This window comes from Paenibacillus sp. 3LSP (genome assembly GCF_032465655.1).
GTDB lineage: Bacteria > Bacillota > Bacilli > Paenibacillales > Paenibacillaceae > Fontibacillus > Fontibacillus barengoltzii.
In genome coordinates this window covers 22,543-46,065 of the sequence record NZ_JAWDJI010000144.1, presented here as the reverse complement: position 1 = coordinate 46,065, position 23,523 = coordinate 22,543, and the positions used below count along the sequence as shown (strand labels likewise).

The following is a 23,523-nucleotide window of genomic DNA, read 5'->3' as shown; positions in this document are numbered from 1 at the left end:
ATACCTGTCTTACTATTCCATGAATTGCCGGTATCGGCGTTCCAACCCAAACAATCCGAGAACAATCGCAAGGATCGCGCAGACCATCAGTACTGCAGCAGCCGTCAGCTTCTGGATATCCATCGTTGCAAACATGTTGTTCATGTAATGCTGAAGCATATAAATGCTGTCATGCGGATAATCACCCGCCAGCAAATACGTCTCCCGGAAAACCTTAAATGAATTGATAATCGACATGATCACTACGAAGAACGTGGTCGTCGTTAAGTAGACGAGCGTGATTCCAAAAAACTGACGAACCGGTCCAGCCCCTTCAACCTGTGCCGTCTCGTAGTAGTCCCGAGGAATTTGCTGCAAACCCGCCAAGAACAAAATGACGTTGTAGCCGAGGTTCTTCCACAAATACACCATGAGGACAACGTAGCGGGCGGCATCGGTCTTCATCCAATCCACGCGCTGGATGCCGAAATGGCCAAGCAGGTAGTTTAATGCTCCGTTCCAATCAAACACCATCTGCCAAATGAGAATTACCGACGCCACCGGCACAACCAGAGGAAGCACATAAGCGGTGCGCAGCCACTTCCGCAGGTAAACATGCCGGTTCAGGAGCAGGGCCACCCCCAGCGATAATCCCAACAGCAGCGGGACACCCAACGCACTGAAATACAGCGTGTTGACTGCGGCCTTGCGAAACGAAGCGCTGTCCAGCAGGTCGCGGTAATTCGCCAAGCCTACAAAGCTTCCGCCAGAGGTGCCGCTCTGAAAGGAGTAAAATAAACTCATGCCAAACGGAATCAAATAAAAGAGCGCGAACCCTGCTACACTTGGTGCCAGAAACAACCCCGCCGTTGCTGCATCGCTGCGCCCCCACCTAGCGAATCCCGATAGAGCTTGGCTTATGGGCGCACGCCAAAAACCCCACTTTCTCATTTCCCAATCCTCCTGCCGTTCTTGCTCTTTCAGCTTAAGGCGGATTGATAAAATCAAAAGTGGGGTAAAACTAAAATTTTCCTTAAGTTTTGTTCGATTCACTTATCTAAGCTTCGGTAACCGCACCTCAAACTCCGTGCGAATCAGATCGCTTTGCACCGAGATGGTGCCTTCGTGTTGCTCTACGATATTTTTGGCGATAAACAGGCCGAGTCCGGTGCTGCCTTCCTGATGCGTACGCGCTCGATCACCGGTGAAGAACATATCAAACAAATGGGGCAGCTCGTCCGGCGGGATGGAATCGCCATAGTTGGTCACCCGCACGACTGCCTCATCCCCGTCTAGCTTTCCATGAACGTCGACGTATTCCCCGTCTTTGCCGTAACGAACGGCATTGGACAATAAATTCTCAAAGACGCGGGCCAGCAGATCGCCGTCGCCGGAAATCATTAGCTGCGGTTCGGTGTTGAGACGAACGGTCAGCTCATTTTTTTCAAATACAGGGTACATCTCTTCGGTTAATTGACTCAGCAACTCGCTCAAATCCAACGGCCGGCGGTGGATGTTCAGCTTGCCATAATTCATTCGCGTCACTTCAAATAACTCATCGATCAGCTTCTCCAGACGCTGTGATTTGGTGTAGGCGATGGTGGTGTAATGCTTCATCTGATCGGCAGTGAGGTCTTTCCCCTGCAGGATGAAATCGAGATAGCCGATGACTGAGGTGAGCGGGGTTCGGAGATCATGGGCCAGGTTCAGCACAAGCTGCTCCTTGCTGTTCTCGGCAAAATCGCCCCGTTCCACCGCCTGCTGCAGCTTCTCGCTGGCCAAATTGATGTCCCGCGCAATCTCTCCGAACTCATCCCCGGAAGGAATATGAACCCGATGGGTGAAGTCTCCTCCCGCCAGCTGATTGATTCCCCGGGAAATCTCCCGGAAATACGCGACATAACGTCGAGTTAACAAGTAGAAGTATAAGAACGAGAGCGGGATAAAAATCAGCAAAAACACGTTGATGTCACCGATCTGGCGCATCATTAGCCGCACGTTATACAATGGGTCTTCACGCAGCAGGGTATGATAATACTCGCGCAGCGCTAAATAAATGAGAAAGGTTGTCCCTGCGGACAATATCATGCTCAGTCCAAATAATCGGATCATTTGGAAGCGAAAACTGCGAAATTTCGGTTTATCCGTATGGTTATCCATTGAATGTATACCCTACTCCCCAGACGGTTTTGATCAGCTTGTTCTTGTGCCGGTCTTCCCCCAGCTTCTTACGCAAGCTTCGGATATGCACCATAACCGTATTTCCGCCTTCATAATAAGCCTCCCCCCAGACCTTCTCGAAAATATGCTCTGAGCTGAACACCTTCTTCGGATGGCTGGCCAGCAGGACTAAGATATCAAACTCTTTGGGCGTCAGCTCCACCGGCTCGCCGTAGAGGAACACGGTCCGGTGCTCGGGGTGAATCACAAGCCCTCCGGCCTCCAACACGGTCTCATTCGGAGGCGCAGCTACCGACGGGTTCAGGTGGATAAAGCGGCGCAGTTGGGCGTTCACCCGGGCCACCAGCTCCATCGGGTTAAACGGCTTGGTCATATAATCGTCCGCCCCACGTACCAGGCCGGTGATTTTATCCAAATCGGTTGCCTTCGCACTTAAAAAAATGATCGGCAAATGGTGCTTCTCCCGAATTTGCCGAGTCACCTCATAGCCATCAATCTTCGGCATCATTATATCCAAGATTGCAAGATCCACGGATTGCGTCTGAATCACATCCAGCGCCTCCTGCCCGTTGGAAGCTTTGATGCAGCGGTATCCTTCCCGGGCCAGATGCAGCTCGATCAAGTCGGCGATTTCCGGCTCATCGTCCGCAATCAATACCGTGATAGGTTTCATCGATCATCGCTCCTTTTCATGCACAGCATAACCGAAGAGACCTTACGATTTCAAATGTTCATTCAGCACGTTCTCTTCCAGAACATCATAGCTGCCATACACCTTGCGGATATGCTGCTCTCCCCAGGAGCACAGCGCATCCAAGATTCCTCGCAAGCTCTCCCCGTATTCACTTAACTCATATTCGACCCGAGGCGGGACCTCCTGGTAAACGATCCGGCGAATGACGCCGTCGGCCTCCAGCTCGCGCAGCTGTTGGGTCAACATTTTCTGGGTGATGTCGGGCATCAGACGTTTTAATTCACTGGTCCGTTTCCGGCCGTGCGTTAAGTGGCACAGGATCACGCATTTCCACTTCCCGCCGATCACCTCCAGCGTCGCTTCTACCGAAATATTGTATTTTTTCTCTTTCATTAAGATGGCTCCCTCTTTTCATAGGCACTGAAAAGTACCTACATTACTTTTCGGTTCCTATATCACTTCAAAGTGCGTACTTCTCAAAAACTACCCTATCTCCCATAATAGCATTTGTCGCTCGATTCTGCATCATTCCCCGGCAGATCAGCGGCGACCTTCAAACCATCATCTTTTGGGAGGTAGATTGGCTCATGAATCATCAAAGAAGCACCTTGGCGCTGCTCGCCTTGGCCATTAGTGCCTTCGCTATCGGGACTACCGAATTTATCAGCGTCGGTCTGCTGCCTTTGATCGCCGAAGACCTGCATATTTCCACGACGACTGCAGGACTGACGGTTTCCTTATATGCGTTAGGCGTCACTTTTGGAGCGCCGGTACTCACGTCGCTAACTGCAAGAATGTCACGTAAAACGCTGCTGCTATGGATCATGGTCGTGTTCATGCTTGGCAATGCCTTGGCTGCGGCTGCAACCAGTATCGCCATACTGCTCGTGGCAAGGGTGATCTCGGCTTTTTCCCACGGCGTGTTTATGTCGATCGGTTCAACGATCGCCGCTGACTTAGTGCCGGAACACCGGCGGGCCAGCGCGATTTCCATCATGTTCACCGGCTTGACTGTGGCGACGGTCACCGGCGTGCCGCTTGGCACCTTCATTGGTCAGCAGCTCGGCTGGCGCGCCGCTTTTATCCTGATCGTCATCGTGGGGCTCATTGGCTTTATCTCCAACAGCCTGCTGGTGCCAGCAGACCTGCGGAAAGGAGTGCGAACGGCGTTCCGCGACCAGGTGAAATTGGTGACGAACGGACGGTTGTTGCTGTTGTTCCTGATCACGGCCCTTGGGTATGGCGGCACCTTTGTCGTGTATACCTACTTATCACCGATCCTTCTTGAAATTACAGGCTTTAAGGAAAGTGCGGTTGCCGTAATTTTGCTGATCTACGGTATCGCGATTGCTATCGGCAACATGGTGGGCGGCAAGCTGTCCAATCGTCAGCCGGTTCGCGCCTTGTTCTATATGTTTATCGTACAGGCGCTGATCCTGCTGGCCCTGCTGTTCACAGCTCCGTTTAAAATCGCCGGCTTGGTGACCATCTTCCTCATGGGCCTGCTGGCCTTCATGAACGTGCCGGGGCTCCAAGTCTATGTCGTGATGCTGGCGGAGCGGTTTGTTCCGTCCGCCGTCGACGTGGCCTCTGCAATCAACATCGCAGCCTTTAACGCCGGGATTGCCTTGGGCTCGTACCTAGGCGGGGTTGTCACCGACTCTTTGGGTCTGATCCATACTTCGTGGATCGGCGCTCTGATGGTCGCAGCTGCTGTACTTCTTACCGGCTGGAGCCGCGCTTTAGAAAGAAAAGACCGGCAAAATACGGTCATTTCACAACCATCGTTTCAGCATAACTAATGATCTTTTTTCATCACCAAATTGAACTTCAGAAATAAATAGGAGGCTATTTTGATATGATCACCAATTTGCAAGATACCACTACTCTGTACAACGGAGTGAAGATGCCTTGGTTGGGTCTGGGCGTATTTAATGTTGAGGAAGGACAGGAACTGGTAGACGCAGTCAAGTTCGCCATTAACCATGGCTACCGCAGCATCGATACCGCAGCAATCTACGCGAATGAAACGGGCGTTGGACAAGGTATCCGTGAAGGCTTGCATGAAGCCGGCATCCCGCGTGAAGCCCTGTTTGTCACTTCCAAGGTGTGGAACGCTGACCTCGGCTATGAAGAGACGCTCGCTGCTTATGAAACCAGTCTGCAGAAGCTGGGACTCGACTATTTGGATCTGTATCTGATCCACTGGCCTGTTGCCGGCAAATATAAAGAAGCTTGGCGAGCGCTGGAGACGCTCTATAAAGCTGGAAAGGTTAAAGCGATTGGCGTCAGCAACTTCCAAGTTCACCATCTGCAGGACTTGATGGAAGATGCCGAAATTGTACCGATGGTCAACCAGGTTGAATACCATCCCCGCCTGACACAACAGGAAGTTCAAGCCTTCTGCCGCGAGCACAACATCCAAATGGAGGCATGGTCCCCGCTCATGCAAGGGCAGCTGCTGGATCATCCAGTGTTACAAGAGCTTGCTCGCAAATATGGAAAATCGGTTGCCCAAATCATCCTGCGCTGGGATTTGCAGAACGGCGTAGTGACGATTCCGAAATCAACCAAGCCGCATCGGATTACCGAGAACGCCGACGTATTTAATTTCACGTTGACGGATGAGGATATGGCACGGATCAGCACGCTTAACGAGAACCTTCGCGTGGGTCCGGACCCTGACAATTTTGATTTCTAAGCCTACCAAAAAAGAGCAGATACCGTGGATCCGCTGGATCCTTCGGTTCTGCTCTTTATTAGCTGTTGGGACCGATTTCGATGAAATGATGCTCGGTCTCATAGGTGAGGTCCTTGTACTTCCCATCCTCCTTAATCGAAAATTCCGCTACCGCATAAATTTCATAGGTTCCGATTCGATCAATCCGAGTCTCGAAAAACTCGTTAATATCCGTTTCTCCCCCCATACTGCGAACCACCGCACTATCGACCTGGGTGATCGTGTTCACCCGGTTGCCCAAGCTGTCCACGATCAGGTAATGGAACACCTGCGGGCGACTCATCAGTTCATATCGGGTCTTGGACAAATTATGCAAGCTGGCAATCAGCGTAAATTTCTCATCGATTCCGGCACGCTTCGGTACGGACAACTCTACAGTAAAAGGACCTTCCGTATCCTGCGCTGAATCTTCGGGTGCAGTTGGTCTCAGCTTAGTGATCGCTTTGTCAACCGGATCGAAGGTGCCGCATCCGGCAAGCAGAAGCGCGAGCAGCATCACGGTCAGACCTAGCGCGTATTTCCTCAATTCGTATCACCCCAAAAATATAAGACGGCATCCCTCCTGTGATGTTGCAGAAGGACGTGCCTAAATCATAAAGAAAGGGTACCCTAAGGGCGCCCCTTAAATCAAGGCCGATTGGCCGAGGCGGCCGCTGCATCCGAGTCGGAGACCACTGGCAGCTCCTGGCGTTTGTCCACCCGCCCCGCACTGCCCGAGCCGCTTCGGTTCGCCAAGTATACCCCGCCGAGGATGAACACCAGTCCAGCCAGGAGACGCCAGCTCACCGGCTCATTCAGCAGCGTGAATCCCCAAATAATCGCGCTGGCCGGAACGAGATAAGTGACGGTGGTGGCGAATTGCGGGGAACCCTTTTGGATCATAAAATAGAACAAAATATACGCCACCCCCGAGCCAAACACGCCCAGTCCAACGACTGCGCCAAGCGTAGGGAGCTTCGCCAACGGAGCCAGCGAATCCCGCTCGGCGATCAATGCCATCAGGCCGCTGCCGACCATCGCGCTGATCAAGGTGCCGAAGGTCACCTGATACATCGACAGCCCGCCGGACAGCCGCTTCGACAGGTGTGAGCCGACGGCATAACTCAACGTGGCCCCTAGCATGCAGGCGAACCCAAGCAGGTCCACCGAAGCAAGCGAGGTTGGGCTGACACCTACCAGCACGAGCAAGCCGAGGAAGGCGATCCCCATCCCCGCCCATTGCATGCGATTCGTGGCAACGCGGAAGAACAGGACGCCCACCACCAGCGTCCAAAGCGGAGTCGTGGCGTTAAGCACCGACGCCAGGCTGCTCGTCAGCCGCGTCTCGCTGAAGCCGATCAACGCCCACGGAATCGCCGTGTTGATCAGCGCCATGATGATCATCGCCAGCCAAGGTATCGAGCGGAACCCAAACGGCTTGCGCAAGATGAGCATCACTCCGGTAATCGTCGCCAGCCCGAAGGCGGAACGCAGGAACGCTACGGTCCAGGGGCCGAAGTCAGGCAGCAGGATTTTGATGAAGAAAAACGAACCGCCCCAAATCAAACTAAGCAAGATTAATGCAAAATACAGCGTACGTCCCACTCTTATCCCTTCTTTCTCGGGTCACTTGGGCATATCTAATAACGTAACCCGGATCTCTGAAACCTGATTTATCATGATCCTGATTGTATCACGGCGATGCCTCGATGTTCATCGAAGTATGCCGAAAAAGCTGTTGCAGAATCAGGTGTTGGGTTGGTTGTTCCCAACCGGGGTGACCACCCATGTTCTGCTGACCGCGGCCCTGCGCAATCCAACCATACGGCTTCGTTATCTGAGGGCCCGCGAGGTGCTTGAGGCATATGGGCATCGCGAAGTCTATAGCGGACAACGTGCTGCGCTATTTGCCCCGCCTCATGACCGTTGCCCGTTCCATCGTGGAAGCCAACCCCGATATCCAGCCCGGCTCGGCTTATCTCTAGCATGCCGAACCTTCCACATCCGCACAAAGCCCCCAATCACAAAGGGCTGTGCAATTGGGGGCTATTTCATCTAGTGTTGCTTATGCAGTTTTAGTCGATGCGAAGCTCACCGTCATAAGAGGTGATAATTTTGTAGAGGTCCGGCCGGCGGTCACGGAAGATCCCCCACTCAATACGCTGGATTTCCAGCTGATCGAGGTCGAATTCCGCTACCAGCACCGTTTCCTCCGTCCGGTTGGCTTCGGCAATTTTATTGCCCTGCGGCCCGGCGATGAAGGACGAGCCGTAGAACGTAATGCTCGAATCTTCGTCGGATTCCAAGCCAACGCGGTTCGAGGCGATCACCGGCACCAGATTGGAAGCTGCATGTCCAAGCATGCACATCTGCCAATGATCTTTGGAGTCGATCGAACTGTCTTGCGGCTCCGAACCGATCGCCGTTGGATAGAACAGCAGCTCGGCGCCCATCAGCGCCATGCAGCGGGCCGCTTCCGGATACCACTGATCCCAGCAGACGCCCACGCCGATTTTGGCATAACGCGTCTTCCACACTTTAAACCCGGTGTCCCCCGGATTAAAATAAAACTTCTCCTCATACCCCGGACCATCCGGGATATGACTTTTGCGATATAGACCCAGCACTTCACCATCTGCGTCAATCACCGCCAGCGAGTTGTAGCGGGCGTTATTTTTTTTCTCATAGAAGCTGATCGGCAGCACCACTTCCAGCTCCTTCGCGACCTTGCGAAAATGCTGAATCGCAGCATTCTGCTCCAGCTCGGTAGCATAGACGTAGTAGTCGGACTTTTCCTTTTGGCAAAAATAAGGCGTTTCAAACAGCTCCTGCAACAAAATAATTTGTGCTCCTTGCCGAGCCGCTTCCCGAACCAGTCGATCCGCCTTGGCAATATTTTCTTCTTTATTGGATGAACAGCTCATTTGTGTCGCTGCGACTTTTACCATTCTCATGTTGTTGGTCGTACCTCCTTCATTCTCATTTATGCGCGTCTTGCCGGCATTTGCTGGGTGGTGCAGTGGACGTTGCCGCCTTCGCGGATGATCGCCATCCCGTCAACGGTGCGGATCTTGCGATCCGGGAAGGTCTCGCTCAGCACTTGAATGGCTTTGCGGTCGGTTTCCTCCGCGGCGCCGCCAAAGATCGGCAAGATGATGCCGCCATTGACGAAATAGAAATTCAAATAGCTCAGCGTCAAGCGGCTATCCTCATAAAAGGCCTTCGGCGGCTGCGGGATCGGGATGATCTCCAGCTGGCGACCTTGGGCGTCCGTTGCGGCGCTGAGAATCGCGATATTTTCCTGGGTGATGGCATAGTTCTCATCGCTTGGATCGTCGCAGACCTGCAAAATCACCTTCCCCGGTGCGGCAAAGCAAGCCACGTTATCGATATGACCGTCCGTTTCGTCCCCGTACAGGCCGCGTTTCAGCCAGATAATTTGGTCAGCATTGACGTAGTTTTTCACAGCTGCCTCGATTTCTTCCCGGCTAAGCTGCGGATTCCGGTTCTCGTTGAGCAAGCACTCCTCGGTCGTCAGCAATGTACCTTCCCCGTCCGTATGGATGGAGCCGCCCTCCAGCACCAACGGGGCGTCAAACCGCTTGACGTTCAGAGCTTCCAAAATTTGCGGTGCCACCGCATCGTCCAGAACCCACGGCGAATATTTGCCGCCCCATGCGTTAAAACGCCAGTTGACCCCGGCCAGTTCACCTTCCGGATTCACCAGAAACGTCGGGCCGTTGTCGCGCAGCCAGGCATCGTTATGCTCGATCGGCAGAAAAGCGATACGCTCTATGTTCGGATCCTGCCCAAAGCGGACTTGCACCTTAGACAGATCGTCCGAATTCACCACCACGGTAATTGGTTCGAACTCGGCGATCGCTGTAATAAATTCGGCATATCCGTCGCATACCTCGGCATACCGGTCCGGATAAACCATCGATGCCTGCACCGGCCAGGAGATGAAAGTACGTTCATGCGGCGCCCATTCGGCCGGCATTCTATAGTTCAAATCTTTTGGATACATCGTTTCCTCCACTACCAAAGAATTTATCGTTTCAAGCTAGATCCGGGGCCATCCTTATCGCGGCTTCTCCACAAGTCCTCATGGATGCTTCTTCTCATGCTCTAACGCAGAGGAGAAACGCTATTGGACGTTTTTTCGCCATGTTCAATTTCTAACGATGCTGTGGATCGCGATTTGCATCAAACTGCTTGATTTCGGCTCGAAAAATCCAAATTAAGCACGCTGAGCCGCGTTAACATGCAATCTCGGCGATTGGAGCCGACTTAAGCGCTGTTACAAGCGTTATGCTTGCGGATTCCCCAAAATTCTAGCGCGATTCACCCAATTTACCATGATATCATATAACAAATTTTCCGCGCCTACAAATGGAAGTGTTCCCCGAGAAATCTAGGCCTGATTTTCGGCAACACCGCCTTGTCGTAACCCCTATAACGCGGGCTTTCATCAACACATTAACGAGGCTAATGAATCAGCCTGATTTACGCCTCCCCGTGGCTTCGCCCTTGCCGATCTCCGAACTTGGCATAAGGTAGTTTAAAAGGAGAGGGTTCCATGTCATCTCGCAAGGACCAATTAATGGTCATCCTGAAAAAAGGCAAGCAACGTTTGATTGCCAAAACGCCCCTTCCAGGGGTGAGTCGGGTGATCGTCGTCGTGAACCGCCAGTACACCAACGCGCCGAGCACGACGCAGATCGCCAGCGGCGCAGGTCATAGCAGCGCCGCTGGCAGCAACGCGGCCATCCGTTCACCGTATGTGCGGCAGCAACAGAGCGTTGGCGCAGGCGGCAAAGCGTTTAATAAGGACGGCAAGGGCGGTCTAATGGGGGGGCGGTGGAGCAGCAGAAATCACCGCGATACGCGCGGCTTGCTCCAACGCGGCAAGGAGGTCGTGATCGTAGTGAACGACCAGGTGGTGAAGCTGCCCCGGGGCCAGCAAACTGCTGGCGCCACGCAAGTAGCCAGCGGCGGCGGACGATATAGCACGGGGGGCACCAACTCTGCCATCAGCAGCCCCGGGACACGTCAGCAGCACGCCGTTGGCGGCGGCAGCGGCAGCGTCGCTGCGAACAAGTACGGCCGCCGTCGCTATAAGAAACACAGTCATAAGCGCAGACGCTGATCTAAACGTTATTCTCCCAGGACCTCGATCGCTCGCTCCAAACCGGTGACCAACTGGTCCAGCGTCATGCTGGGGGCGCCGGAGTGTCGATCTGCCTGTTCCGGCAGATAAGGCACATGGATGAACCCGCCGCGAATCGGCTTGCCAGTAACGGCTAGGTGGTGCATCAACCCGTAAAAAAGGTGGTTGCACACAAAGGTCCCGGCGGAAAGCGATATCGACGCGGGAATGCCTTCATTCCGCAGGCGGTCGACCATGCGTTTGACCGGCAGCGTGGTCCAATAAGCCGCCGGGCCTTCCGGCACGACCGGCTCGTCTACCGGCTGGTTGCCGGCATTATCGGCGATATTGGCATCGTTTAAGTTGACGGCGATCCGCTCGAACGAGATTCCTTCGCGGCCGCCGGCTTGTCCCAACGCGATCACCACCGCGGGTTCGTGTTGCTGGACGGCGGCGAGCAGGCGCTCGGTGGATTGTCCGAACACCGTCGGCAGCTCCAACCCGACAATCTCAAAGGAGCCGATCACCCGGCCCTGCAGCCGGCGCATCGCTTCAACCGCCGGATTGATCGGTTCCCCGCCAAAGGGTTCAAAGCCGGTAAGCAATAATTTTTTCATGGGATCATCCCCTCCCTCTTGATAACTGTTGGTCGCTTACGTTATACTGCTAATCAAATCAAATCTCGGAATCATGCCTATGAAGAGCATCCAACTCGGAGGCGTTTTCGTCAAGGGGAACATCGTATTAAATGCATACACCTTTCCCCCTAAGCTAACCGGGTCCGCCCGTTATCGCGGACGAAAGGGGATTGAACCGGACCTGCCGGTTTGATCAATTTGGGTGGCACCGCGAGTCGATAAGCGCTCCTCGTCCCAATGGACGAAGGGCGCTTTTTGTATTTCTATCGAAAAAGGAGCGGATCACCCATGTTAGACATCAAATGGATTCGGGAGCATCAAGAACAAGTTCAAACCGTGGCGGAGGAAAAGGGCATCGCGTTGTCGGTTCCCGAGCTTTTGCGCTGGGATGACCAACGCCGGGCGTTGCTGCAGGAGACGGAACGGTTACGCCAGGAGCGCAACCGACTGACACCGCAGATTGAGGCACTGATTCGGGAGCAAGGGCCGGAGGCGGCTGACGCGTTGAAAAACGAGGTCAAGCAGTTGAATCGGCGGCTGAATGGGTTGGAGAAAGAGCGGGATGAAGCCGAACAAGAGTATCGACGCTTGATGTTGCTCGTCCCCAACCCCGTCTCGCCCGACACGCCAAAAGGTCGGTCGGATCTCGATAATGTGGAAGTGAAGCGGGTCGGCGAACCTCCAACATTTGAATTTACACCGCGGGATCACGTCGCTTTAGGCGAGCTCCACCGGATGATTGACATCCCGCGCGGAGTCAAAACGGCAGGCACGCGCAATTACTATCTGAGCGGCACGGGCGTCTTGCTCCACCGAGCGGTACAGCAGCTGGCGATGGATCTCCTCGCCGCGAAGGGCTTCACCCTGCTGGAGGTTCCGCTAATGGTGCGCGCGGAAGCGCTCGTGAATACCGGATTCTTCCCGCTGGGTGCGGATCAGACGTACCGGATGGCCGAAGACGATCGCTGGCTGGTTGGCACCGCCGAGGTCCCACTTGTCGCGTATTACGACCGCGAGATTGTCGACCTCACCCAGCCGATCAAGCTGGCAGCGGCCTCGTTATGCTTCCGCAGCGAAGTCGGCTCGGCCGGGCGAGATGTGCATGGCTTATACCGCGTGCATCAGTTCTCGAAGGTCGAGCAAGTGGTGCTCTGCGAGAACAGTCTGGAGCTGTCGGAGCAGCTGTTTCAGGAAATCACCCAGAACGCCGAGGAATTGCTTCAGCTGCTGGAGCTGCCTTACCGGGTGATGACAGTATGTACCGGCGACATGTCGCAAAAGACGTATAAGCAATACGACATCGAAACGTGGATGCCCAGCCGCAGCGCTTACGGGGAGACCCATTCGTCGTCGCAGCTGTTGGACTTTCAAGCCCGGCGTTCGAACATCCGCTTTAAGGACCGAGATGGTAAGCTGCAATACTGCTACACGTTGAATAACACCATGGTAGCCTCGCCGCGAATCCTGATCCCTCTGCTGGAAAATCATCAGGAAGAAGACGGCAGCATCCGGATTCCACAGGCGCTGCGCAAATATATGAACGGACTCGAACGCCTGACCCCATTGGACTTGCGGGAATAGGTAACATTTTCCACACAACCATTTAGCTTGGGTTTCGTCCAACTATATAAACCATCCAGAAACTAGGTGATTTATGATGACGAAACCATTCAATACAGGTTCACGCAAACTCAGCTGGCTGCTGGCGGCCTCCCTCGTGCTGACCGCCCAAGCGGGAACTGGGGTCGCGGAGGCTGCGGGCAGCACGGCTTCAGACGCCGTAACCGTAGGGACTGCTCTCTCGGCAAGCCAAACCGCCTCCGCCAGCGGTATCACCATTGAACTCGACGGGCGGCCGCTGCAGACAGAAGCGGCGCCCGTCCTGATGAATGGCAGTGTTCTGCTGCCGATTCGCGACGTTTTTGAAGCGCTGGGGGCCAAGCTGACTTGGGACAACAGCAGCAAGACCGTCACAGCCACGCGAGACCAGATGACCTTGGTTTATCGCATCGGCGACCCTACGGCACAGCTGAACGGCCAAACCTTAACACTGCCGGTCCCCGGGCAGATTACAGACGGTTATGCATTGGTCCCCCTGCGGTTCGTCAGTGAAGCGCTCGGCAGCGAGGTGGCTTGGGACGGGGAGAGCCGTAGGGTGCGGATCACTTCGAAATTTACATACGAAACCACCGTCACCTGGGGCGTCAATCTGCGCAGTGAACCTGATGTGAGCAGCGCGACGGTCAGTGAGGAACTGCTTCCTGCCGGCAGCAAGCTGCATGTCGTGCGTGAGGCAAGAGCGCTCTGGCTGGAGGTACGCACTCCCGATGGCCGCTCCGGTTATGTATCCGCCAAGCCGAAATACACCAATTATCGCAGCGATACTTTGGCGGACAAGCAGGCTGACGAGTTGATCGCCTACGGCAAAACGTTTGAAGGCACACCCTACGAGTTTGGGGCGTCCCCTGACCAGACGAAGACGTTTGACTGTTCTTCTTTTGTGAAAAGGGTGTATGAGGATGTTCTCTCAATCGAACTGCCGCGGGTTTCTTACAACCAAGCCAAGGAGGGCACGGAAGTCAGTCTGGACGAGCTCCGTAAAGGGGATCTGCTGTTCTTCAGCGCGCGCGGGCTGGACATCGGCCACGTTGCCATCTACATCGGGGACAATCAAATTTTGCACACCTACTCGAAAGAGAAGGGCGTCCATATTGAGGCGTTTAACGGCCAATGGACCAAGCGGTTTGTGACCGCGCGGCGATTGTTCTAGGCGCTTGCCAGTTCCTATTCGAGTACATTCAGTTTTCCTCTGAATTTGCCGACATAATAAGTATAGATGTTGGCGAAGGAGGTGAATCCGTGCGGTTTTGCCGGCGACGTTCAAACGGATTGATAAAGCCGGAAAAAGTGCATGGGACGCAATGTGGAAATGGCTCAAAGGCTTGAAAGCAACTCCCGATCCTGCCCGCAGTGAAACCGCTGCGACAAGCCAGGCGGATGCGCTCCTGACGGATGATCTTCCCCCGCAACCCAAGGTCATCATCATTACCGGTACCAGCGGCTCCGGCCGCAAGAGCATCGCCAAGCAGCTAAGCGCTGATCTGGGCCTTCCTTATGTGCTGCCTTATACAACCCGTGCTATACGTGCGGGAGAACGGGACGGCGAGCACTACCGTTTTATTACGGAGGCCGACTTTCAGGCGATGCTGAGTAGGCAGGAATTCAGCGAAAGCGTCCGCCTGGAGCGAGGCAGCTACGGCATTGCGGAGCGCGATCTGAACGAAGCGCTGGAACAGTATGGTGGAGCGGTCGTCGTCGTGAATCATGAAGGCATGCAGACGCTGCGGAAACGATTTGGTCCGCAGGCGATTCGGATCTTCCTCTACGTGACGAAGGAGGACATCCGGCTGCGTGAGGAACGCGAAGGGGCGCCCGCCGAGGTCGTTGAGGAGTATTTACGGAACTACTCCGAGCAGGTGATTTACAAGAAGGAATCCGACTATTTGCTGCAAAACCTCGATCCCGCCGAGACGCTGGCGAAGATTAAGGCTTTTTTGCAGGACAAAATCTAAATGAAAACGGGTTGTCCCGGCCGAAATCGGCTGGGCGGCCCCTTTTTTATGCATGGAACCGAGTTGGGCGGATGCCCCAAATTAAAATAAACGGACACCTATGTGAGGCTAGAACAACTAAGCCGGTACTCCCCGTACCGGCACGTCCTCTTGGGCACTCGGGGACCATCTTGTCCTAGGCATCGGGTTAAGCGACCAAGCCGCAGAAAACCTGCAACGCTACCCAGAATGCCTAATCAATCTCCCCTCACACCTCCGCAACGGAACGACCTGCCCAGCCAGCGGAGCGCCGAGGCCGAAGTCATGGAGGAAGTTGTAGAGAAGCGGGCTTCAATGTCACTGAAGATCCCCGCCCTCAGCCTCCCAGCGCGCAACCTCCTCACGGACGCGTGGCGCAACCTCCGTGCCAAGAAGCTCGATGGCCCGCATCACATCTTCATGCGGCATGGTGCCAAGCGGGCAATGCAGGAAGAAGCGGGTGATACCAACATTTTTGCGCAAGTAGATAATCTTATTGGCCACAGTTTCCGGGTCGCCCACGTACAGCGCACCTTCCAGGCTGCGGGCCGCATCGTAGGTGGCCCGGCTGTAATGGCCCCAACCACGTTCGCGCCCGATGATGTTCATCACCGCCTGCGTCGAAGGGAAGAACTTCTCTACAGCCACATCATTCCGATCGGCGACAAAGCCGTGCGAATGGGAAGCCACGGTAAGCTTCGAGACATCATGCCCGGCTTGGGCGGCAGCACGCTTGTAAATCTTCACGAGCGGCGCAAATTGAGTTGGCCGTCCGCCAATGATCGCCAGCACCAGCGGCAAGCCTAACACACCGGCGCGAATGACGGATTCGGTATTACCGCCGCTGCCGATCCAGACCGGAAGCGGATTTTGCACAGGACGCGGATAGACGCCTAGATTGTGGATCGCCGGACGGTGCTTGCCTTGCCAGGTGACTTTTTCCGACTCGCGCAGCTTAAGAAGCAGCTCCAGCTTCTCTTCAAACAACTCCTCGTAATCGTTCAAATCGTAACCGAACAGTGGGAACGACTCAATAAAAGAACCCCGCCCGGCCATAATCTCCGCACGCCCGTTTGAGAGGCCGTCCAACGTCGCGAAGTCCTGGAACACGCGGACCGGATCATCGGAAGACAGCACGGTGACGGCGCTTGTCAACCGGATACGCTTCGTCTGCGGAGCAGCTGCTGCTAAAACCATCGCAGGCGAGGACGCTGCATAATCCTGGCGGTGATGCTCCCCAACGCCAAACACGTCCAATCCGACTTTGTCGGCCAGGACGATCTCCTCTACAACCTCGCGCAGCCGCTGCGCATGACTAATCGTTTCACCCGTGACCACATCCGGCGTCGTCTCCACAAACGTGCTGATCCCGATTTCCATATCTCGTTCCTCCGCTTCGTCTTATTCGCTAATTTACTATATTTTTGTATTTTACTATACTTTTCTCATTAGAGCAAAATAAAAACTACTCATCTCGTCCACTAACTGTCTGAGCTGATTTGCATGAGCCTTTGGGGAAACTTGGGGGATATCCCTTCAAACACCTCTTTGTATGATTATCCCTTTTGCTCCTCCTTTACACTATTATCCCTTTCATTCAGAAGTGGGTAATGAACTTTTCCCTAGCCTGATGCAAAGGGATAATCGTCAAGAGGTGTGAATCGTAGTAGTCCCCCCTTGACCTAGAAATATAAAAAGAGAGAAATGTTGTAGGTTGGTCATACAACATTTCTCCCCTTTTAGCCAACGTAGGACCGGCAGTATGAAGGCGCTCCCCGTACCCCTTTGCACCATTATCCCTTTCACTCAGAAGCGGAAGCACGAATCCCCTCCAGCCCCTGATGCAACGGGATAATGGTTAAAAAGGAGTAGAACGCATAGGTACTCTCATCCGAGGATATCTCTTCTCGCGCTGCTTTACACCATTATCCCTTTCATTCAGAAGCGGGAGGCGAATCCCTCCATTCCCTGATGCAACGGGATAATGGTTAAAAAGGAGTAGAGCGCATAGGTACTCTCATCCGAGGATATCCTTTTCGAGCTACTTTACACTATTATCCCTTTCATTCAGAAGCGGGAGGCGAATCCCCTCCATCCCCTGATGCAACGGGATAATCGTCAAAAAGAGCATGGTCGCATATGTCTCCCCAGGACCAACGCGACTCCACAGCGTGAGCAAAACCCATCAGCTAAGCCGCAGCAGGCGGCCGATGTTCTCGCAGGTGCGCTGCACGTTGCGCGGCCCGGCGGCGAGCAGCTGCGGCAGGGCGGCGGCGCCGGGGGTGATGCCGAAGATCGCATCGATCCCTTCGGCGTAGAGCGCGTCCGCGCCTTCACCGATCGTCCCTGCGATCGCGATCACGCGCTTGCCGGCGGCCTTGGCGATTCGGGCGACACCGTAGGGCACCTTCCCAAACTTCGTTTGGAAGTCGATGCCGCCCTCGCCGGTGAACACCACGTCCGCCGCCGCCACCTTCTCCCGCAGGCCGGTAAAGTCGAGCACAATCTCGACGCCCCTGCGCATTTCGGCCTGCGTAAAGAGCAACAGCCCGGCGCCCAGCCCGCCGGCTGCCCCAGCGCCCGGGACGTCACGCACGTCCCGGCCCAGCTGCCGCCGCGCCACCTCCGCGTAATGCGCGAGCGCGGCGTCCAGCTGCTCCGCCATTGCGACGGTGGCGCCCTTCTGCGGCCCGAACACCCGGGACGCGCCACGCTCGCCGCAGAGCGGGTTGTCGACGTCGCAGGCGACGATCAGGTGCGCCTGCTGCAAGCGGGGATCCAGCGCGGACACGTCGATCCGCGCCAGATCCCCGAGGCGGCCGCCGCCGCGCGCCAACGGCCGGCCCGCCGCGTCCAGGAGGCGCGCGCCCAGCGCCTCGGCCATGCCGGCGCCGCCGTCGTTGGTCGCGCTGCCGCCCAGGCCGACGATGATCCGGCGCACGCCTTGATCCAGGCAGGCGCGGATCAGCTCGCCGGTGCCATACGTCGTGGTCTGCAGCGGGTTGCGCCGATCTGGCGGCACCAGGTGGAGCCCGCTGGCCGAGGCCATCTCAATGGCCGCCGTCTCCCCGTCGCCCAGCAGGCCGTACTCCGCCAGAACCGGCTCTCCCAGCGGACCCGTCACCTCCAGCGAGCACAGCCTGCCGCCGGTGGCATCGACCAAAGCTTGGACGGTCCCTTCCCCGCCATCCGCCATCGGCACGTGGACATAATTCGCATCGGGGAACGCTTGGCGCAGCCCTTTTTCCATGGCCTCACACACTTCCTTGGCGGTCATGCTCTCCTTAAACGAATCCGGGGCCAACACGAACGTAGGTTGACGTACGATACTCACTGGTGGTCCCTCGCCTATTCCTTCATGAACTTCGCAGCTGCTTCCATCGCCCCGACCACGCGGTCACACCAGGCGTCGAACTCAGGATCAGCTACTTGCAGCTCAGGGTGTGCCAGAATATGCTCCACCGTCTGCCGGATCCCTTGGTCTACGCGAACCGTAGCCGTAAATCCGGGTACAAGCCGTTTCAGCTTGCTATTGTCGAAGACGACCGTATTGGCCTTGTCACCCAGCAATCCGCCGCGAAAATCGTACGGGCCGTTCTCCGCCAAAAATTCAGAAGCGACATGCACGGCGTTCAGCTTAACACCCAGCGCATCCGCAATAATTTCGTAAATTTGGTTCCAGGTCACGCTTTCGTCGGAGGTAATATGCACGGACTCTCCAATCGCATGAATGTTACCCATTAGTCCAATAAAGCCCTTGGCAAAATCACTGTTATGCGTTAACGTCCACAGCGACGAGCCGTCCCCATGAATTAAGACGGGCTTGTTCAACAGCATCCGTTGGGCCACTTGCCAGGATCCCTTGTTACCATGGACACCTAGCGGGATCGAGCGCTCATCATAAGTGTGGCTTGGCCGTACGATGGTGATGGGGAAGCCGTTCTCGCGGTACTCCTTCATCAAATATTCCTCGCAGGCAATTTTGTTGCGAGAGTAGGCCCAATATGGATTGGACAGCGGCGTCCCTTCGGTAATTCTGTAATCCGACAAAGGAGTTTGATACGCCGAAGCCGAGCTGATGAAGATAAACTGCTTCGTAATCCCGGCAAACAAGCGCACATCGCGTTCCAGCTGCGCCGGTTCAAACGCGATGAAGTCCGCTACGACATCAAAGGTATACCCTTCAAGCTTCTTTGCCACCTCAGCTTCCTGATGAATATCCGCCTCAATGACATGTACACCCGGCGGCAAATCCTTATTCCGCGTCCCCCGGTTCAGCAGATACAGTTCCCAGGAGCTGTCTTCCGCCAATTGTCGGGTAATCGCCGAGCTGATTGTTCCTGTACCTCCAATAAATAGCGCTTTCAAAATAATCCCCTCCCAAGTCAAATTCACCCAATCCCCTTCATCGTACCACCTTGAACTGCAATTTCCAAATGTCCCCGGTCTTCCCCATCCCTCGCTAGATAAATCGCCGAAATACATTGACACGGCTCCGTCAAAAATGATATCTTCAACACTGCCCGCGATAACCGGGTTAGTTGCTTGGTTGCTTTAGCTTCATTCCGAATTATCCGATAATAAGATTCATAGGTTGGATTGATCTACCCATTATAAAGAAAAGAATGTGATGACGTTGAAGCCCCTATTTGCCCGTCTGCAAAATAACGCCTTCCTCGAAAAGCATCTGTCCGGCGAGTCCATGGATTATCGACAGATCTTTGCCTTGTATCTGCCGATTCTGATCGATCAGGCTTTTATCGTTGGCCTGAATCTGGTCAATACCGCCATGATCAGCTCGTCCGGCGTGGCCGCAGTCAGCGCAGTCAACATCGTGGACTCGCTGAATATCTTCCTGATCAGCGTGTTTGTTGCTGTCGCGACCGGGGGTACCGTGGTGGTCGCCCAATACAAAGGCAGCCGCAACGACCGTAACGTCTCCCGCGCCTCTGCTGCAACGGTTACTGCGGTGACCCTGCTCGCCGTTGGGATTGGGCTGCTGCTCATCGGCTTTCACAATCCGCTGCTTAAGCTGCTGTTCGGCGCTGCTTCAGCCGACGTATTGGACAATGCTCGCGTCTATCTGATTGGCAGCAGCATCTCCTACGTCGGGCTGGCCGTGGTTCAGGCCGTCTGTTCTGCACTTCGGGGCATCGGTAAAACTCGGGCGTCCCTTTTCCTATCCTTGATCATGAATCTGCTATACGTCCTGCTGAACCTCTTGCTGATTACACTGCTGGACATGGGCGTCCTCGGAATGACGCTGGCGATCAATATCGCCCGGTTCGCCGGCGCGGCCTGTGCGCTATATTATTTGTTCAAAATGGAAGCCTCTCTTCACCTGCATCTCAGTGACCTGTTCCGCTTCCCGATTGAGATGCTGCGTAAAATTCTATTCATCGGCATCCCGTTCGCAGCCGAGCAGCTGTTCTTTAACGGCGGCAAGCTGCTGACCCAAGTGTTTATTGTCAGCCTGGGGACTTACGCGATTGCAACCAATGCGATCGGCGGCTCCCTGGCCGGGGTGTTCCAAATTCCAGCCAGTGCCCTCTCGCTGACGATTGTCACCGTTGTTGGCCAATGCATCGGCAGCGGCAGCGTCAGCGATGCGCGGAAGTTCATTAAGTCCTTCCTCTGGCTGGGGTCCGGGTCGCTGGCCTTAATTAGCTTGATTTTGCTGCCGCTGTTCCGACCGCTTGTGAGCATCTTCTCGCCGCCGTCTGATATCGTAAACGATATCTTCCTCGTGCTCCTGGTGAGCTCCATCGCCCAGGTTCCGCTCTGGTCGATCAGCTTCATTCTGCCATCTGCCTTGCGGGCGGCAGGTGATTCACGCTTCACCTCGATCACCTCGATGCTGACGATGTGGTTATTCCGGGTCATTCTCGGCTATGTGCTTGGCATCACGCTGGGCTTCGGCATCCTCGGAGTTTGGGTGGCTATGTGCAGTGAATGGGGGGTACGCGGGGCCATCTTCCTCTGGCGCTTCCGCGGGAAGAAGTGGTACGCACATAAACTCATCTAAATGTCCGGCCACATCTCAAAAAAAGGCCGCCCCATAACAGGGCGGCCTTTTAGCACGGGAGCTCAACTATTCGAATGAATCCGCCGCGCAAAGTCCACAAAGCGGAATTTGTCCGGCCGGTGCCGGGATTCCGTGTACTGAAACAAGCTGGCGTCCTCCAGATAGACATGGCTGCGGATCACGACCATGTTGTGGAAGCCTTCCAAATCAAGCTGCTGCTTGTCCTCGTCGCTAGGCTCCTCGATGACGATTTCTTTTTTGGCGAAACTAATCTTCAGCCCAAGCTCCTTCTCCAAATACTCGTAGATCGAGTTCTCGCAGATTTCCCGGGTTAAGGACGGCACGTACTTCGCGTTCAAATAATCCTTATCGAGCAGGACCTTCTCATCGTCAAACTCTCGGATACGTACAACCTTCCATACCTCATCCTTGTTAGAGAGATTGAGCTGCTGCTTCACGTACGCATCGGGCTTCACCCGGGAGAGCTCATGCACCAAGGTCCGGGGCTTCTCACCCATCTTGCCAGCCAACTCCTTAAAGCTCACCAGCCCAGATACGGGGAAATCCACCATGTTGCTACGAATGACAATAGAGCCTTTGCCCTGCACTTTCTGGATATACCCGTTCTGTGCCAGCAAGGTTAAGGCTTTGCGAATCGTTTCCCTCGACGTATGGTAACGCTCCTTCAGCTCATGCTCGGACGGGAGCAGCGATTGGGGTGCAATCTCCCCAGCTTCGATCTGCCGCACAATGTCGTTGTGAATCGCCAAATACTTGTTTATCATGCTTTACGACCCCAAACTTTGTTTACGTTCTATAAAGATAATATACCACAGATTCGTAGGGTCTTAGCCGAAGATGTTGAGGGTCCGCCGGGGAATCGGCGTAGTTGGACAACAGCAACCGACATTCGTACTCGTGCCAGCCGTCTCCGTCAGGCAGCATAAATTCCGCCTCCTCCGCAAAAAAGTTGTTCACCACAATCAACTTCTCCGCTCCGCCGTCACGCACATAAGCAAATACCGCCGGGTCGTCTTCGGCCAGCAGTTCAAACCGCCCGGTCGTGATCACCTCATACTCTTTCCGCAGTCGGATTAACTTCTGATAATGATAAAAAATCGAGTCCGGATCCGCGACCGCCCGCTCCGCATTGATCTCCTTATAGTTGTCTGCTGGGCGAATCCACGGCGTACCGGTCGTAAACCCGGCGTTAGGCCCGTCATTCCATTGTACCGGTGTTCGGCCGTTGTCCCGCGATTTTTGCGCTAGAATCTCCAAAATATCGGACTCGGACATGCCGCGCTCCTTCAGAATGCGGTATATGTTCAGCGACTCCACATCGCGATAATCCTCGATCCGCTCGAAGCCCGGATTCGTCATTCCGAATTCTTCCCCTTGATAGATATAAGGGGTGCCTTGCAGCATGTGCATCGCGGTGGCCAGCATTTTCGCCGATTCCCGGTGATACTTCCCGTCATCCCCAAACCGTGATACCACACGGGGTTGATCGTGATTACACCAGAACAGCGCGTTCCACCCGCCGCCTTCGTACATTCCGGTCTGCCACTCCGCTAGAATCTGCTTCAACCGCAGGAAGTCGAGCTCGCCCTTCGCCCATTTCTCCCCGTTCGGATAATCCACCTTCAAATGATGGAAGCTGAAGGTCATGTCGAGTTCCTTCCGGTCCGGATGCGTATAGCGAACACAGTGCTCCAGCGAAGTGGATGACATTTCCCCGACGGTCATCATACCGTACCCGCTAAACACTTCGCGGTTCATCTCCTGCAGATACTCGTGGATTTTCGGGCCGTCGGTGTAATATTTCCGTCCGTCTCCGGGAGCCACCGACCCGTCATCGTCCAGAAACCGCTGGTCCTTGGAAAGCAGATTGATGACATCCAGCCGGAAGCCATCCACCCCTTTATCAAGCCAAAACTTCATCATCTGATAAATTTCCTGGCGCATCCGGGCATTCTCCCAGTTCAAATCCGCCTGGGTCACATCAAAGAGGTGAAGATAGTATTGCCCTGTGGTTTCGTCGTATTGCCAAGCGTTGCCGCCGAATTTGGACACCCAATTGTTTGGCGGTCCACCTTCCTTGCCCTCTCGCCAAATGTAATAATCCCGGTAAGGGTTGTCCTTGGATGACTTGGCCGCGACGAACCATGGATGCTCGGTTGACGTATGATTGACGACGATATCCATCAAAATCCGGAGACCACGCCGATGGGCTTCCTCCAGCAGTTCATCGAAATCCTCCATCGTGCCGTAGGGTTCAAAGATCTGATAATAGTTGCGAATATCATATCCGTTGTCTCGTTGCGGCGAGTCGTACACCGGCGTCAGCCAGATCACGTCCACGCCCAGCTCTGCAAGGTAATCCAGCTTGCAAATGATCCCTTGCAGATCGCCGACTCCATTGCCTGTCGTGTCGTTGAAACTCTTGGGGTAGATCTGATACACGACCGCCTTCTTCCACCAAGGTTCCGTCATTTCCAACACCTTCCCTTTCCCACAAAAATCGCAAAGGAGGAACAAATCTGTTCCT

21 protein-coding genes are annotated in these 23,523 nt (G+C 54.8%); 7 read left to right on the top strand and 14 right to left on the bottom strand.

The annotated features are described in order from the left end of the window. Positions 1–12 precede the first annotated feature (12 nt). From RW092_RS11930 to RW092_RS11915, 4 genes are all read right to left on the bottom strand, one after another. Entirely contained in the window at positions 13–930 is a 918-nt protein-coding gene (locus tag RW092_RS11930) for a carbohydrate ABC transporter permease (protein ID WP_016314374.1), read from the bottom strand. A 102-nt stretch (positions 931–1,032) separates the two neighbouring features. Then, the gene (locus RW092_RS11925) at positions 1,033–2,139 is read right to left on the bottom strand and encodes a sensor histidine kinase (protein ID WP_028540387.1); all 1,107 of its coding nucleotides are present in this window, start codon (positions 2,137–2,139) and stop codon (positions 1,033–1,035) included. Beyond that, on the bottom strand, positions 2,132–2,833 hold the full coding sequence (locus RW092_RS11920) for a response regulator transcription factor (RefSeq protein ID WP_016314376.1): 702 nt from the start codon (positions 2,831–2,833) through the stop codon (positions 2,132–2,134). Before RW092_RS11920 ends, RW092_RS11925 begins: the two co-directional genes overlap by 8 nt. 42 nt (positions 2,834–2,875) lie before the next feature. Next, complete coding sequence (locus tag RW092_RS11915; RefSeq protein WP_016314377.1) at positions 2,876–3,247, bottom strand: winged helix-turn-helix transcriptional regulator; 372 nt, start codon at positions 3,245–3,247, stop codon at positions 2,876–2,878. 194 nt (positions 3,248–3,441) lie between these two features. Between RW092_RS11915 and RW092_RS11910 the strand changes: the two genes are divergently transcribed. Both RW092_RS11910 and RW092_RS11905 read left to right on the top strand, forming a co-directional pair. Continuing rightward, the gene (locus tag RW092_RS11910) at positions 3,442–4,656 is read left to right on the top strand and encodes an MFS transporter (protein ID WP_028540388.1); all 1,215 of its coding nucleotides are present in this window, start codon (positions 3,442–3,444) and stop codon (positions 4,654–4,656) included. 56 nt (positions 4,657–4,712) lie between these two features. Beyond that, a complete protein-coding gene (locus RW092_RS11905) occupies positions 4,713–5,555 on the top strand; it encodes an aldo/keto reductase (RefSeq protein ID WP_316010295.1) in 843 nt (280 codons plus the stop codon). 58 nt (positions 5,556–5,613) lie between these two features. On the opposite strand, the gene RW092_RS11900 is transcribed toward RW092_RS11905, so the two are convergent. The 4 genes from RW092_RS11900 to RW092_RS11885 all read right to left on the bottom strand — a co-directional run bounded on the left by RW092_RS11900 (position 5,614) and on the right by RW092_RS11885 (position 9,600). Beyond that, on the bottom strand, positions 5,614–6,120 hold the full coding sequence (locus RW092_RS11900; RefSeq protein ID WP_085278724.1) for a hypothetical protein: 507 nt from the start codon (positions 6,118–6,120) through the stop codon (positions 5,614–5,616). Between the two features lie 101 nt (positions 6,121–6,221). Next, positions 6,222–7,178 carry a DMT family transporter gene (locus RW092_RS11895; RefSeq protein WP_085278725.1) on the bottom strand — a complete coding sequence of 319 codons (957 nt, stop codon included), beginning with the start codon at positions 7,176–7,178 and terminating at the stop codon, positions 6,222–6,224. Positions 7,179–7,648: 470 nt separating this feature from the next. Beyond that, a complete protein-coding gene (aguB, locus tag RW092_RS11890) occupies positions 7,649–8,527 on the bottom strand; it encodes an N-carbamoylputrescine amidase (protein WP_016314382.1) in 879 nt (292 codons plus the stop codon). 29 nt (positions 8,528–8,556) lie between these two features. Continuing rightward, a complete protein-coding gene (locus tag RW092_RS11885) occupies positions 8,557–9,600 on the bottom strand; it encodes an agmatine deiminase family protein (protein WP_085278728.1) in 1,044 nt (347 codons plus the stop codon). Positions 9,601–10,152: 552 nt separating this feature from the next. On the opposite strand from RW092_RS11885, the gene RW092_RS11880 reads away from it, so the two are divergent. Continuing rightward, the gene (locus tag RW092_RS11880) at positions 10,153–10,722 is read left to right on the top strand and encodes a hypothetical protein (RefSeq protein WP_316010294.1); all 570 of its coding nucleotides are present in this window, start codon (positions 10,153–10,155) and stop codon (positions 10,720–10,722) included. 8 nt (positions 10,723–10,730) lie between these two features. Here the strand turns inward: RW092_RS11880 and pcp are convergent, their stop codons facing one another. After that, a complete protein-coding gene (gene pcp / locus RW092_RS11875; protein WP_085169992.1) occupies positions 10,731–11,339 on the bottom strand; it encodes a pyroglutamyl-peptidase I in 609 nt (202 codons plus the stop codon). 309 nt (positions 11,340–11,648) lie between these two features. Here pcp and serS point away from each other — a divergent pair, with 309 nt between their 5' ends. The 3 genes from serS (at position 11,649) to RW092_RS11860 (ending at position 14,932) form a co-directional block, all read left to right on the top strand. Next, a complete protein-coding gene (gene serS, locus RW092_RS11870; RefSeq protein WP_028540393.1) occupies positions 11,649–12,941 on the top strand; it encodes a serine--tRNA ligase in 1,293 nt (430 codons plus the stop codon). 76 nt (positions 12,942–13,017) lie between these two features. Further along, positions 13,018–14,130 carry a stalk domain-containing protein gene (locus tag RW092_RS11865; protein ID WP_316010293.1) on the top strand — a complete coding sequence of 371 codons (1,113 nt, stop codon included), beginning with the start codon at positions 13,018–13,020 and terminating at the stop codon, positions 14,128–14,130. A 151-nt stretch (positions 14,131–14,281) separates the two neighbouring features. Beyond that, complete coding sequence (locus tag RW092_RS11860; protein ID WP_316010292.1) at positions 14,282–14,932, top strand: guanylate kinase; 651 nt, start codon at positions 14,282–14,284, stop codon at positions 14,930–14,932. A gap of 336 nt (positions 14,933–15,268) precedes the next feature. On the opposite strand, the gene RW092_RS11850 is transcribed toward RW092_RS11860, so the two are convergent. The 3 genes from RW092_RS11850 to RW092_RS11840 form a co-directional block, all read right to left on the bottom strand. Further along, positions 15,269–16,330 carry an LLM class flavin-dependent oxidoreductase gene (locus RW092_RS11850; protein WP_316010291.1) on the bottom strand — a complete coding sequence of 354 codons (1,062 nt, stop codon included), beginning with the start codon at positions 16,328–16,330 and terminating at the stop codon, positions 15,269–15,271. Between the two features lie 805 nt (positions 16,331–17,135). Next, complete coding sequence (locus RW092_RS11845) at positions 17,136–18,278, bottom strand: glycerate kinase (RefSeq protein ID WP_316010306.1); 1,143 nt, start codon at positions 18,276–18,278, stop codon at positions 17,136–17,138. Positions 18,279–18,298: 20 nt separating this feature from the next. Beyond that, positions 18,299–19,318 (bottom strand): SDR family oxidoreductase, encoded by a 1,020-nt coding sequence (locus tag RW092_RS11840; protein ID WP_316010290.1) that lies wholly within the window; start codon positions 19,316–19,318, stop codon positions 18,299–18,301. Positions 19,319–19,580: 262 nt separating this feature from the next. On the opposite strand from RW092_RS11840, the gene RW092_RS11835 reads away from it, so the two are divergent. Continuing rightward, positions 19,581–20,975 carry an MATE family efflux transporter gene (locus tag RW092_RS11835; protein WP_316010289.1) on the top strand — a complete coding sequence of 465 codons (1,395 nt, stop codon included), beginning with the start codon at positions 19,581–19,583 and terminating at the stop codon, positions 20,973–20,975. Positions 20,976–21,037: 62 nt separating this feature from the next. On the opposite strand, the gene treR is transcribed toward RW092_RS11835, so the two are convergent. Both treR and treC read right to left on the bottom strand, forming a co-directional pair. Further along, positions 21,038–21,760, bottom strand: a complete 723-nt coding sequence (treR, locus tag RW092_RS11830) for a trehalose operon repressor (protein WP_316010288.1) — start codon at positions 21,758–21,760, stop codon at positions 21,038–21,040. Between the two features lie 22 nt (positions 21,761–21,782). Next, complete coding sequence (gene treC, locus RW092_RS11825) at positions 21,783–23,468, bottom strand: alpha,alpha-phosphotrehalase (protein WP_316010287.1); 1,686 nt, start codon at positions 23,466–23,468, stop codon at positions 21,783–21,785. Positions 23,469–23,523: the final 55 nt, after the last annotated feature.

Coding starts and splice junctions, on each gene's coding strand:
- RW092_RS11860 (WP_316010292.1), top strand. CDS start 14,282: ATGTGGAAATGGCTCAAAGGCTTGAAAGCAACTCCCGATCCTGCCCGC.
- treC (WP_316010287.1), bottom strand. CDS start 23,468: ATGACGGAACCTTGGTGGAAGAAGGCGGTCGTGTATCAGATCTACCCC.
- RW092_RS11835 (WP_316010289.1), top strand. CDS start 19,581: ATGACGTTGAAGCCCCTATTTGCCCGTCTGCAAAATAACGCCTTCCTC.
- RW092_RS11925 (WP_028540387.1), bottom strand. CDS start 2,139: ATGGATAACCATACGGATAAACCGAAATTTCGCAGTTTTCGCTTCCAA.
- RW092_RS11885 (WP_085278728.1), bottom strand. CDS start 9,600: ATGTATCCAAAAGATTTGAACTATAGAATGCCGGCCGAATGGGCGCCG.
- serS (WP_028540393.1), top strand. CDS start 11,649: ATGTTAGACATCAAATGGATTCGGGAGCATCAAGAACAAGTTCAAACC.
- RW092_RS11850 (WP_316010291.1), bottom strand. CDS start 16,330: ATGGAAATCGGGATCAGCACGTTTGTGGAGACGACGCCGGATGTGGTC.
- aguB (WP_016314382.1), bottom strand. CDS start 8,527: ATGAGAATGGTAAAAGTCGCAGCGACACAAATGAGCTGTTCATCCAAT.
- RW092_RS11910 (WP_028540388.1), top strand. CDS start 3,442: ATGAATCATCAAAGAAGCACCTTGGCGCTGCTCGCCTTGGCCATTAGT.
- treR (WP_316010288.1), bottom strand. CDS start 21,760: ATGATAAACAAGTATTTGGCGATTCACAACGACATTGTGCGGCAGATC.
- RW092_RS11880 (WP_316010294.1), top strand. CDS start 10,153: ATGTCATCTCGCAAGGACCAATTAATGGTCATCCTGAAAAAAGGCAAG.
- RW092_RS11930 (WP_016314374.1), bottom strand. CDS start 930: ATGAGAAAGTGGGGTTTTTGGCGTGCGCCCATAAGCCAAGCTCTATCG.
- RW092_RS11920 (WP_016314376.1), bottom strand. CDS start 2,833: ATGAAACCTATCACGGTATTGATTGCGGACGATGAGCCGGAAATCGCC.
- RW092_RS11905 (WP_316010295.1), top strand. CDS start 4,713: ATGATCACCAATTTGCAAGATACCACTACTCTGTACAACGGAGTGAAG.
- RW092_RS11915 (WP_016314377.1), bottom strand. CDS start 3,247: ATGAAAGAGAAAAAATACAATATTTCGGTAGAAGCGACGCTGGAGGTG.
- pcp (WP_085169992.1), bottom strand. CDS start 11,339: ATGAAAAAATTATTGCTTACCGGCTTTGAACCCTTTGGCGGGGAACCG.
- RW092_RS11865 (WP_316010293.1), top strand. CDS start 13,018: ATGACGAAACCATTCAATACAGGTTCACGCAAACTCAGCTGGCTGCTG.